General features: G+C 69.3%; 8 protein-coding genes. 4 read left to right on the top strand and 4 right to left on the bottom strand.

Annotated features, from left to right (window positions below; translation table 11 throughout):
- Positions 1-4: 4 nt before the first annotated feature.
- From ACZ3IC_RS13685 to recQ, 3 genes are all read left to right on the top strand, one after another.
- Positions 5-1,576: an NADH-quinone oxidoreductase subunit M gene (locus tag ACZ3IC_RS13685; protein WP_467415738.1), complete on the top strand. Its 1,572-nt coding sequence runs from the start codon at positions 5-7 to the stop codon at positions 1,574-1,576.
- A complete protein-coding gene (gene nuoN / locus ACZ3IC_RS13680) occupies positions 1,573-3,237 on the top strand; it encodes an NADH-quinone oxidoreductase subunit NuoN (RefSeq protein WP_467415735.1) in 1,665 nt (554 codons plus the stop codon). Before ACZ3IC_RS13685 ends, nuoN begins: the two co-directional genes overlap by 4 nt.
- A gap of 133 nt (positions 3,238-3,370) precedes the next feature.
- Complete coding sequence (recQ, locus tag ACZ3IC_RS13675) at positions 3,371-5,434, top strand: DNA helicase RecQ (RefSeq protein WP_467415733.1); 2,064 nt, start codon at positions 3,371-3,373, stop codon at positions 5,432-5,434.
- A gap of 37 nt (positions 5,435-5,471) precedes the next feature.
- Here recQ and ACZ3IC_RS13670 read toward each other — a convergent pair whose 3' ends face one another.
- The 4 genes from ACZ3IC_RS13670 to ACZ3IC_RS13655 all read right to left on the bottom strand — a co-directional run bounded on the left by ACZ3IC_RS13670 (position 5,472) and on the right by ACZ3IC_RS13655 (position 11,091).
- Positions 5,472-6,080, bottom strand: coding sequence for a Uma2 family endonuclease (locus ACZ3IC_RS13670; RefSeq protein WP_467415730.1), 609 nt, complete (start codon positions 6,078-6,080; stop codon positions 5,472-5,474).
- A 141-nt stretch (positions 6,081-6,221) separates the two neighbouring features.
- A complete protein-coding gene (gene fahA, locus ACZ3IC_RS13665; RefSeq protein WP_467415728.1) occupies positions 6,222-7,451 on the bottom strand; it encodes a fumarylacetoacetase in 1,230 nt (409 codons plus the stop codon).
- A 136-nt stretch (positions 7,452-7,587) separates the two neighbouring features.
- Complete coding sequence (locus tag ACZ3IC_RS13660; protein WP_467415726.1) at positions 7,588-9,582, bottom strand: CocE/NonD family hydrolase; 1,995 nt, start codon at positions 9,580-9,582, stop codon at positions 7,588-7,590.
- Positions 9,583-9,591: 9 nt separating this feature from the next.
- A complete protein-coding gene (locus tag ACZ3IC_RS13655) occupies positions 9,592-11,091 on the bottom strand; it encodes a peptide MFS transporter (protein ID WP_467415724.1) in 1,500 nt (499 codons plus the stop codon).
- A 155-nt stretch (positions 11,092-11,246) separates the two neighbouring features.
- Here ACZ3IC_RS13655 and ACZ3IC_RS13650 point away from each other — a divergent pair, with 155 nt between their 5' ends.
- Entirely contained in the window at positions 11,247-12,257 is a 1,011-nt protein-coding gene (locus ACZ3IC_RS13650) for a polyprenyl synthetase family protein (protein WP_467415722.1), read from the top strand.
- Positions 12,258-12,444 lie beyond the last annotated feature (187 nt).

Below are 12,444 nucleotides of genomic sequence, written 5' to 3'. Positions count from 1 at the left end.
CACCATGTCCTTTCCCCTCCTGACAGCGACGGCGGCGCTCCCGGCGATCGGCGCGATCGCCACCGCCGCCGTCCCGGCCGCACAGCGCACCGTGGCCAAATGGCTGGCGCTGCTCTTCTCGCTGGCCACCCTCGTACTGGCGGGCATCGTGCTCGCCCGGTTCGAGCCCGGCGGCGACCGCTACCAGCTCACCGAATCGCACGCCTGGATCAAGGACTTCGGCGTTCGGTACGAACTGGGCGTGGACGGCATCGGGGTGGCGCTCATGGCGCTCACCGCCCTGCTGATCCCCTTCGTCATCCTGGCCGGCTGGCACGATGCCGACCCCCTGGAGACCAAAACCTCGCGCTGGCGCCCGACTCAGGGATTCTTCGCTCTGATCCTGATGGTCGAAGCGATGGTGATCCTCTCCTTCGAGGCCACCGACGTCTTCCTCTTCTACATCCTCTTCGAAGCCATGCTCATCCCGATGTACTTCCTCATCGGCGGCTTCGGGGACCGGGCGCACTCCGGCAGTGACGAGAACGCGGCGGCCCAACGCTCCTACGCCGCCGTGAAGTTCCTCCTCTACAACCTGGTCGGCGGCCTCATCATGCTGGCCGCGGTGATCGGGCTGTACGTGGTCGCGGGGACGTTCTCGCTCTCCGAGATCGCCGAGGCCCGGGCCAATGGCTCGCTCTCCATGGCGACCGGCACGGAGCGCTGGCTCTTCCTCGGGTTCTTCTTCGCCTTCGCGGTGAAGGCCCCGCTGTGGCCGCTGCACACCTGGCTGCCCAACGCCATGGGCGAGGCGACCTCCCCGGTCGCCGTCCTGATCACCGCGGTCGTCGACAAGGTCGGCACGTTCGCGATGCTCCGCTTCTGCCTCCAGCTCTTCCCGGAGGCCAGCAAGTGGGCCACGCCGGTGATCATCGTCCTGGCGCTGATCAGCATCGTGTACGGGGCGCTGCTCGCCGTCGGCCAGCGCGACATCAAGCGGCTGATCGCCTACGCGTCCATCTCGCACTTCGGCTTCATCATCCTGGGCATCTTCGCGATGACCAGCCAGGGCCAGTCCGGCGCCACGCTCTACATGGTCAACCACGGGATCTCGACCGCCGCGCTGATGCTGGTGGCGGGGTTCCTGATCACCCGGCGCGGATCGCGGCTCATCGCCGACTACGGCGGGGTGCAGAAGGTGGCGCCGGTCCTGGCCGGCACCTTCCTGGTCGGCGGTCTGGCCACCCTGTCGCTGCCCGGACTCGCCCCGTTCGTCAGTGAATTCCTGGTCCTGGTCGGTGCGTTCAGCGCGTATCCGGCGGCGGGCATCATCGCCACGACCGGCATCGTGCTCGCCGCGCTCTATGTCCTCGTCCTCTATCAGCGGACGATGACGGGCCCGGTGAAGGCCGAGGTCCAGGGCATGGCGGACCTCAAGGTCCGGGAGCTGGCGGTGGTCCTCCCGCTGATCGCGCTGCTGCTCTTCCTGGGTGTCTATCCGAAACCGCTGACGGAGATCGTCAACCCGGCGGTGCAGCACACCATGTCGGACGTCCAGAAGAAGGACCCCCAGCCTGAGGTGGAGGCCGCCAAGTGAGCGCAACAGCTGTCCACAGCCTGTGGACAATGGCGGGCGGGGTGACTTCGGCCGCCCCGGTCGAGAAGTTCAAGGCACCGGTCATCGAGTACACCCAGCTGGCCCCGGTCCTCATCGTGATCGGTGTCGCCGTCGTGGGCGTAGTCGTCGAGGCCTTCGTGCCGCGCCGGGCCCGCTACCACACGCAGGTCTTCCTGGCCGTCGTCGCCCTCGCCGCAGCGTTCGCCGCGGTCATCGGCCTGGCGGCCGGGGGGTACGGCACGACGAGGGCGCACATCGCCGCGATGGGCGCCCTCGCGATCGACGGACCGACACTGTTCCTGCAGGGCACCATCCTGCTGACCTCGCTGGTCGCCGTCTTCACCTTCGCCGAGCGGCGGCTCGACCCCGCCGCGCACGGCAACCGCGTCGACTCGTTCGCCGCACAGGCCGCTTCGGTCCCCGGCAGCGACAGCGAGAAGGCCGCGGTCAAGGCCGGGTTCACCACCACGGAGGTCTTCCCGCTCATCCTCTTCTCGGTGGCCGGCATGCTGATCTTCCCGGCGGCCAACGATCTGCTGACGCTCTTCGTGGCCCTGGAGGTCTTCTCCCTCCCGCTCTACCTCCTGTGCGCCGTCGCCCGCCGCAAGCGGCTGATGTCGCAGGAGGCGGCGGTGAAGTACTTCCTGCTCGGCGCCTTCTCGTCGGCGTTCCTGCTCTTCGGGATCGCCCTGCTGTACGGATACGCGGGCTCCGTCTCGTACGCCACCATCGCGAACGTGGTCGACGGCTCCGTCACCCGGATCGACCCGGCACTCGCCGACACCATGGGCAACGACGCGCTGCTCCTGATCGGCGGCGCGATGATCCTGACCGGCCTGCTCTTCAAGGTCGGCGCCGTCCCGTTCCACATGTGGACCCCGGACGTCTACCAGGGCGCCCCGACCCCGGTCACCGGCTTCATGGCCGCGGCCACCAAGGTCGCCGCGTTCGGTGCGCTGCTGCGCCTGCTGTACGTGGTGCTGCCGGGCCTCGCCTGGGACTGGCGCCCGGTCATGTGGGCCGTCGCGATCATCACGATGCTGGGCGGTGCGATCGTGGCCATCACCCAGACCGACATCAAGCGGCTGCTCGCCTACTCCTCGATCGCACACGCCGGCTTCATCCTCGCCGGTGTCATCGCGACCACCCCGGACGGCATCTCGTCCGTCCTCTTCTACCTGGGCGCGTACTCCTTCGTGACGGTCGGCGCGTTCGCCGTCGTCACCCTGGTGCGCGACGCGGGCGGCGAGGCGACGCATCTGTCGAAGTGGGCCGGGCTCGGCCGGCGCTCGCCGCTGGTCGCCGCGGTCTTCGCGGTGTTCCTACTGGCCTTCGCCGGTATCCCGCTCACCTCCGGGTTCTCCGGAAAGTTCGCCGTCTTCAAGGCCGCCGCGGACGGCGGAGCGGGCGGTCTGGTCGTGGTCGGTGTGATCGCGTCGGCGATCGCCGCGTTCTTCTACATCCGGGTCATCGTGCTGATGTTCTTCAGCGAGCCGAAGGCGGACGGCCCGACGGTCGCCGTCCCGTCCCCGCTGACGATGACGACGATCGCGGTCGGTGTCGCGGTCACGCTGGTGCTGGGCCTGGCCCCGCAGTACTTCCTGGACCTGGCGAGCCAGGCGGGAGTGTTCGTGAGGTAGCACACACGCACACAGCTGGGACAACGCCGGACGGGCCTGAGAAGTCAAGCCCGTCCGGCGTTGTCGTAGGCGACGCCTATCGTGGCAGGGGACGACGGCAGGACAGAACGGGACGACATCGGGGGACAGCGCAATGAGTGTGACGGGTGGGACCATGGATGTGACGGAGAGCGACGCGCGGCGGACGCTGCGCCGGGTGTTCGGGTACGAGGAATTCCGCGGCGAGCAGGAAGCGATCGTCGACCATGTGGTGGCGGGCGGTGACGCCGTCGTGCTCATGCCGACCGGTGGCGGAAAGTCCCTCTGCTACCAGATCCCGTCCCTGGTCAGAGGCGGTACGGGCATCGTCATCTCCCCCCTGATCGCCCTGATGCAGGATCAGGTGGACGCGCTGCGGGCGCTCGGTGTGCGGGCCGGCTTCGTCAACTCCACGCAGGACTTCGACGAGCGCCGCTCGATGGAGGCCCAGTTCGTCGCCGGCGAGCTCGACCTGCTCTATCTGGCCCCGGAGCGGCTCCGCCTGGACACCACGCTGGGGCTGCTCTCCCGCGGTGAGATCTCCGTCTTCGCGATCGACGAGGCGCACTGTGTGGCCCAGTGGGGTCACGACTTCCGCCCGGACTATCTGGCCCTCTCCGTCCTCGGCGAGCGCTGGCCCGACGTACCGCGCATCGCCCTGACGGCGACCGCGACCGATGCCACGCACCAGGAGATCACCCAGCGCCTGGGCATGCCCGACGCGAAGCACTTCGTCGCCGGCTTCGACCGGCCCAACATCCAGTACCGGATCGTGCCGAAGGCCGACCCGAAGAAGCAGCTGCTCTCCTTCCTCAAGGAGGAGCACGCCGGGGACGCGGGCATCGTCTACTGCCTGTCGCGCAACTCGACCGAGAAGACCGCCGAATACCTCTGCCGCAACGGCATCGAGGCCGTCCCGTACCACGCCGGTCTGGACGCGGGCACGCGCGCCGCCCACCAGTCCCGTTTCCTTCGCGAGGAGGGCCTGGTCGTCGTCGCGACCATCGCCTTCGGCATGGGCATCGACAAGCCGGACGTACGCTTCGTCGCCCACCTGGACCTGCCGAAATCGGTCGAGGGCTACTACCAGGAGACCGGCCGCGCCGGGCGTGACGGGCTGCCGTCCACGGCCTGGATGGCGTACGGACTCCAGGACGTGGTCCAGCAGCGCAAGCTCATCCAGGGCGGCGAGGGCGAGGAGGTGTTCCGCCGCCGCGCCGCCTCCCACCTCGACTCGATGCTGGCCCTGTGCGAGACGGTCCAGTGCCGCCGCGCCCAGCTCCTGACGTACTTCGGCCAGGAGCCCGGTGCGGCGACCTGCGGCAACTGCGACACCTGCCTCACCCCTCCCCTGACCTGGGACGGCACGGTGGTATCGCAGAAGCTGCTGTCGACCGTGGTACGGCTGAAGCGGGAGCGCGGGCAGAAGTTCGGTGCGGGCCAGATCATCGACATCCTGCTGGGCCGCAAGACGGCGAAGGTCATCCAGTTCGACCACGACCAGCTCTCGGTCTTCGGTATCGGCGAGGAGCTGGCCGAGGCCGAATGGCGCGGAGTCGTACGGCAGTTGCTCGCCCAGGGGCTGATCGCGGTCGAGGGCGAGTACGGCACGCTGGTGCTGACTCAGGAGAGCGGCTCGGTGCTCGGCCGGCAGCGCGAGGTGCTGCTGCGCAAGGAGGCGCCGAAGCCCGCATCGCGCTCCACGAAGGGCGAACGCAAGGCGAAGTCCACCACGGCCGCAGCCGAGCTGGCTCCCGAGGCCGTCCCGGTCTTCGAAGCGCTACGGGCCTGGCGCGGCGCACAGGCGAAGGAGCAGGGCGTCCCGGCGTACGTCATCTTCCACGACGCGACGCTGCGCGAGATCGCCACGGTGCGGCCGGACTCGGTGTCCGCGCTGGGCGGTATCAGCGGCCTGGGCGAGAAGAAGCTGGCGACGTACGGGGAGGGGGTGCTGGAGGTGCTCGCGGCGTTCGGCGAGGCGGGGGCGACGATCTCCGCAGCCGGTCCGGCAGCGGTGACCGGTCCGATGTCCGGAGCCGTGCCGTCGCCGGAAACCGTGCCGGTGCCGGAATCCGTTTCGGCACCTGGAGCCGGCCCCGTACCGGTCCCGGTTGCGTCGGTGGCCCCCGATGACGACCCGGAGTTCGGCTGGGACGAGGAGCCGCCCGAGTACGAGTGAGGGTCGGGCCCGGGCGGTGGTGGTGCGAACGGCGGACCTACTGCGGGTTCGTCGGCCGGCGGCGGGCGGTGATCGCGGTGAGGTCGAGATCGACCGGGAAGGGAACGGAGACCTTCATCCGGTCGTGGAAGATCCCGGTGGAGGTGTAGGTGCCGGTCGAGGGCTCCAGCTCGAAAACGTAGACCACGGCACGACCGTCGTGGTTCTCCACCCGCCAGAAATGCGGGATCTTGACCCGGGCGTACTTCATCGGTTTGGTCTCCCGGTCCCGGGTCAGGGATTCCGGGGAGACGACCTCGATGGCCAGCTGTACGGACTCGGCGGGGAAGCGGGTCTGGTTCGGGTCCTGGATGATGTCGCCGTCGACGACGATCACATCGGGTTCGGGCCGGTTGTAGCGGTCGATGTCGATGGTGAACTCGCGCACCACCTCCAAGTCGCCCGGTGCCAGCGACTGCAACTGCCAGTTGAAGAAGTCGACCGCCCGTGAATGGAAAAGGGTCTGCGGACTCACAAAAACAAGGCTCCCGTCGATCAGCTCCGTGTGCGGAGGCAGATTCGGGAGTGTGTCCAGGTCATCGGCGGTCCAGCCGCCCACGGGCGGAATCGCCCACCGCGGCTCGGGGGCCTCGGGTTCGATGCTCATCAGTGCTCCCATGCGCGGAGTCTCGCGGATCTGTCCAGCGTATCCGCCGGGAACCGGTTCGGAACCGCGCGAACAGGTGAACTAATTGCGGGGCATTGACGGCCGCGCTCCGTCAGGGGCGCGGCCGTCGGCCGACAGGCGTCATACGGACGGAACGATCCGCCCCGTGACCTCGCCGAGCCCCACCCGCGTGCCGTCCGGCCCCGGTGCCCAGGCCGTCATCGTCACCGTGTCACCGTCCTCCAGGAACGTCCGCTTGCCGTCCGGGAGGTCCAGCGGGTCGCGGCCGTTCCAGGTCAGCTCCAGGAGTGAGCCGAGCTGTCCGGGCTCGGCGCCGCTGACCGTGCCGGAGCCGTACAGATCGCCGGTGCGCAGCGACGCGCCGTTCACCGTCATCTGGGCCAGCATCTGGGCCGCCGTCCAGTACATGGTGGCGAACGGCGGTTCGGCGACCGGCTCTCCGTTGATCGCGACGGAGATCCGCAGGTCGAATCCGCCGGCCTCCTCCTCGCCTGCGTCCTCCAGGTAGGGGAGCAGCGGGAAGTCGCGGGCCGGGGGTGCGATCCGGGCCGACTCCAGGGCTTCGAGCGGCGTCACCCATGCCGATACGGACGTGGCGAAGGACTTGCCGAGGAACGGGCCGAGCGGGACGTACTCCCAGGCCTGGATGTCCCGCGCCGACCAGTCGTTGAGCAGGCAGAGTCCGAAGACATGGTCGCGGAAGTCGCCGAGCGGCACCGGGCGGCCCTGTTCGGAGCCGACTCCGACGACGAAGCCGACCTCGGCCTCGATGTCGAGCTTGACGGACGGACCGAAGACGGGAGCCGCGTCCGCCGGTGTCTTGCGCTGGCCGGACGGGCGCACCACATCCGTACCGGAGACGACGACGGTGCCGGACCTGCCGTGGTAGCCGATCGGGAGGTGCTTCCAGTTGGGCGTCAGCGCGTCACCGTTCGGCCGGAAGATCCTCCCGACGTTGGTGGCGTGGTGCTCGCTCGCGTAGAAGTCGACGTAGTCCGCGACCGCGTACGGCAGATGGAGCGTCACGGACTCGACCGGGTGCAGCAGCGGTTCGATGTCCGCGCGGTGCGCCGGGACCGTCACCCAGGCGGTCAGTGCCCGCCGGACGTCCCGCCAGGCGGTGCGGCCCGCGGCCAGCAGCGCGGTCAGGTCCGGTTGGGCGAGGAGCTGCGCGTAGGGCGAGCCGAGTGAGTGTGCCGCGGCTCCGGCGTCCAGTACGTGGTTGCCGATGCGGACGCCGACCCGGCGGTCCTCGGGGTGGTCGGGGGTGGAGAACACACCGTACGGAAGGTTGTGCGGGCCGAAGGGGTCGTCCTTGGCCAGATCGAGCGGGCTGCTCTGCTCGGGCATGTGTTGCTGCCTCGCTTTCCAGGTCGCTTGGGGGACACGTTACGTCGGGGTTGCCGCCCCGCGGGAGTGTCCCAACTGCTCCTGATGCCCGGAAAGTTCCGCCGTGCCCCTGGTGTGCGGGGGCACGGCGGTGGGTTCACCCGGCCGTGCGGGGAATCCGCTTCTCCCAGGTCCGGTGGAAGACGACCTCGTCGCCGTCCTTGCACACCACCTCGTCGGACGTGATGAAGTGGGTGTCGTCCGAACTGATCTCGGACCGGGTCTCGATCCGTACGTCCCACGCCGTCTCCGGGCGGTGCAGCCGGATCGCCCAGTCGGAGCGGGTGCGTGCGGAGAGTGGGTCGTCCTGCTGGATCGTGTACGTCTCCACGGCGTCCTCGGTGAATTCCAGGCCGTCCGGGTAGACGCGGGTGCCGCCGTAGCGCGGGTCGACCTCCAGCCGCCATTCGCCCTTGGCGACATCGCGGACCACCAGGCGTTCGGGGCGCTGTTCGTCGAGCGTCACCGGGTTGACGACGCCGAGCGGCTCCGACTGCTCCGGTTCCTCGAACCGGATCGCGGGGTCCTGGGTGTGCCGACGCACCGGCAGTTCGACGGAGCTGCCGTCGGCGTCCAGGGTGAAGCCGACCGACCCGGCCTGCGGCCAGATCCACGGCCAGTACGAGGAGGAGACCGCGAGCCTGATCCGGTGGCCGGGCGGGAAGGTGTGCCCGATGCCGTTCAGCTCGAAGGTCACGTCCTCGGTGCCGCCCACCGGCCAGTCGTCCGCGCGGTCGCGGCCGTGCCGGGCGGAGAGGTTGAGCGCGCCGCGGGTGACCAGGGTGGAGGAGCCGTCCGGTGCGACGTCGCAGAGCCGGGCGATGGCCTGGCCGTGCGGCACGTCCATCCGTATGCGCAGCTTCACCCGGGGGCGGCCCAGGATCTCGATCGGGGCGTCCTCGACCGGAAACTCGAAGCAGACCGATTTGGCGTCCTCGTCGCGCTGGTCGGGCGGCAGGTCGGCGTCGTTGCCGAACGGGAAGAACCGCCCGGCGTCCAGGCCGGTCTGCTGTGGCGAGTCGACGATCTGCGGACCGCCCTGGAGGGCGTATGCGACGGGCTTGACGTTCTCCGAGGGCCAGCTGGTGTCGCCGACCCAGCGGCCGGGCAGCGCCCCGTAGACCGTGGCGGGGCGGTGCGACTCGCTGATCCAGGACCGCAGCAGCGGCTCGGCCATCACACCGGTGTCCTTGTCCTTCAGGTGCTGGTCCCACCAGCGCAGCGTCTCCTGAAGGAAGCCGATCGCCGGGCCGGGAGCCTGCCCTCGATCGGGGTACTGGTGCGACCAGGGGCCGATCAGCCCGCGGACCTTGTCCGCGTCGAGGTGTTCGACGAGCCGCAGGACGGTGTCGCGGTAAGGGTCGTGCCAGCCGCCCACGGCGAGGACGTTCGCCCGGATCGCCGAGTAGTCCTCGCAGACACTGCCGTGCTTCCAGTAGTCGTCGCGGGTCTGGTGCGCCAGCCAGGTGTGGACGAATGGCTCGACCGCCTCCAGCCGGTTCAGCCACATGTCCTTCCAGCCCGCGCCGACCTGTGCCGGATCCGGCGGCCGGCAGACGAAGGCCAGCATGGTGGCCGCCCAGGCGTGCATGTCGACGCCGAGGACCGAGCCGCCCATGTAGTGGACGTCGTTGTCGTAACGGTCGTCGGTCGAGCAGATGGTGACGATCGCCTTCAGTGGCTCGGGGGCCAGCGCCGCGATCTGGAGCGCGTTGAAGCCGCCCCAGGAGATGCCGAACATGCCGACCCGGCCGGAGCACCACTCCTGCTGGGCCAGCCAGTGGATGACGGCGACGCCGTCGGCCAGCTCCGTCGCGTCGTACTCGTCGCCCGGCATCCCCTCGCTGTTGCCGTGCCCGCGTACGTCCACCCGGACGGAGGCGTAGCCGTGGCCCGCGTACCAGGGGTGGCGCTGCCAGTCGCGGGGCGCCGTCCAGTCGCTCAGCCGGTATGGCAGATATTCGAGGAGAGCGGGGACGGGTTCGTCGGTGATCGGTCGCCAGATCCGGGCGTACAGCTGGGTGCCGTCCGGCAGCGGAATGTAGACGTCCTCATGGGTGGTGTCATATGGATACGTGGTGCGGATGTGCATGGTGGTACCTCAGTGGACGGGGTGCATGGTGCGCTTGAGCCAGGGTGCGGCGGCGATGACGGCCACACCGGCCACCACCGCGATCGCGCCATTGACACCGAAGTAGGCGGGGTTGGAGACCTCGCCGTACAGCTTCACGATTTGGGCCTGGATGCCGTTGGCGAGGGCCAGCGAGAGGAACCAGAGCGCCATCGTCTGGCTGGCGAACGCCTTGGGTGCGAGCTTGGTGGTCGCGGACATGCCGGAGGTCTCCAGCAGGATGTCGCCGAGGCCGAGCAGCAGATAGGAGCCGACGATCCACCAGGCGGCCATCGTGTAGGTGTCGCCGGAGTGCCCGGAGGTCGGCAGCACCATGAGCAGGAACGACAATCCGCCGAGGATCACCCCGATCGCGATCTTGTTGGAGGCATGCGGCTGACGTGGGCCCATCCGGGCCCAGACGGCGGCGACCACCGGGGCGAGTGCGACCTCGAAGGCGCCGAGCGCGGAGGCGTACCAACTGGCCGGGAACTGGAAGCCGAAGATCTCGGTACTGGCGTTGGTCGACGCGAGCAGCATCATCGTCGAGTACGCCTGGAAGAGGATGAAGTTGAAGACGACGGAGGCCAGGAACAGCACCACGTAGGGGCGCAGCCTGCCGCGTTCCTCGCTGGTCACCCGCGGGCTTCGGAACATCACCGCGAAGTACACGACCGGAGCGATCACCGAGACGATGGTGAGCAGGTCGACGAAGCGGTCCATGGTCAGCCATCCCGCGAGCGCCAGCCCGGTGGCGACGGCGGCGACCACGACGGCGCCGATCACGATCAGCCGCACGGCGCGGCGCATCGGTTCCGGCGCCAGGGCGAACTCGGCGCCGTGCTTACGCCCGGCCAAGTGACGCCGGCCCAGTACGTACTGGATCAGACCGAGGGTCATACCGACGGCGGCGGCCGAGAAGCCCCAGTGCCAGCTCGCGTGTTCCCCGAGCCAGCCGGTGATCAGCGGGCCGAGGAACGCCCCGATGTTGATGGCCATGTAGTAGAGCGCGAAGCCGGCGTCGCGGCGCTCGTCGGCGGTGCGGTAGAGCTTGCCGACCATGGTCGCCACATTGGGCTTGAGCAGACCGGTTCCGGCGCTGATCAGACCGAGGCCGGTCCACGTCATGGCGTCGGTGGGCACCGCCATGGCGTAATGCCCGCAGGCAATGAGAATTCCGCCGTACAGGACGGCGCGGTACGAGCCGAGGATCCGGTCGGCCAGCCAGCCGCCGGCCACGGATACCAGGTAGACGAGTGTGCCGTAGGCGGCCGAGACGGACGCCGCGGTGCCCACCTCCATGCCCATGCCGCCGCGGGCGACGGTGTCGGCGAAGTAGAGGACCAGGATCGCCTGCATGCCGAGGAACGAGAAACGTTCCCAGACCTCCAGGCCGGACAGGGTCATCAGGCCCCGTGGCTGGCCGAAAAAGGCTTGGTCGTCGTCGGGTGGAAGCTGAGTGGGTTCAGTGCCGGAGGTAGTGGAGGACAAAAGGAGGACTCCTGATCGTATGAGCTCATCCCGAACATACCGGCGGTGGCGGGAAGGCGCCCACGGTGATCCAAAGGGGACCGGATACGCTGACTTGAGTGATGACAGCGACACATCGACATTCCGTGTGATCGTCAGCAGACAGGAGATCCCTCGTGACCGTCGTCGGGCCGTTCGGACTGAGCGTGCGGGACCACGCTCTTGAAGCCGATGTCCAGGCCGGTTTGGCTGCTGTCGAGTCGGGGCTGCTCGATGCCACCAAGAGCGGCGTGCCCTTCATCACGGAGGCCGCGCAGCATCTCGTACGCGCCGGGGGCAAGCGCTTCAGGCCGCTGCTGGCCATGCTGGCCGCCCAGTTCGGCGACTCCGACGCGCCGGGTATCGTCCCTGCGGCCGTCGTCGTCGAGCTGACCCATCTCGCGACGCTCTACCACGACGACGTGATGGACGAGGCGGACGTACGCCGCGGCGTCGACAGCGCCAACACCCGCTGGGGCAACTCGGTTGCCGTCCTGACCGGTGACTTCCTCTTCGCTCGCGCCTCGCACATACTGGCCGACCTCGGTCCGGAGGCCGTACGCATCCAGGCGGAGGCGTTCGAGCGGCTGGTCACCGGCCAGATCCTGGAGACCGCGGGCCCGGGCGAGGGGCGCGACCCGGTCGAGCACTACCTCGAAGTGATGCGCGGCAAGACCGGCTCGCTGATCGCCGTGGCCTGCCGTTTCGGCGCGATGATGGCCGGTGCGGACGAGCCGGCCGTCGACATCCTCACCCAGTACGGGGAGCGGCTCGGCGTCGCCTTCCAGCTCGCCGACGACGTACTCGACATCGCCTCCGACTCCCACGAGTCCGGCAAGACCCCCGGCACCGACCTGCGCGAAGGCATCCCGACGCTCCCCGTGCTCCATCTGCGGGCCCGTGCGGCGGCCGACGGAAAGCCGGACGACCTGGAGCTCGTCGAGCTCCTGGGTGGCGACCTGAGCGACGACGCCCGGCACGCCGAGGCGCTGCTCAGGCTGCGCGCCCACCCGGCGCTGGAGCAGGCCCGACAGGACACCATCCGGTACGCGCAGGAGGCACGCGCGACGCTGGCGCCGCTGCCCGAGGGCTACGCGAAGGCCGCGCTGGAGGAGCTGTGCGACGCGGTGGTGCACCGGGCGGGCTGAGCCCGTTCCAGTTGTTGGTGTGCCGCGTGGGCTGAGCCCGTTCCGGTTGTTGGTGTGCTGCGTGGGCTGGGCCTGTTTCGGTTGTTGGTGTGCTGCGTGGGCTGAGCCCGTCCGGACTGTCGGTGTGCCGCGCGGACGAGGGCGCCCGTGGTGACGCGGCGCGGGCACGTCCGTGCCCGGTCAGCGG

This window comes from Streptomyces sp. NPDC002958, assembly GCF_055563255.1.
The sequence above is the reverse complement of the archived record's forward strand: the minus strand, read 5'-3'. Positions and strand labels throughout refer to the sequence as shown.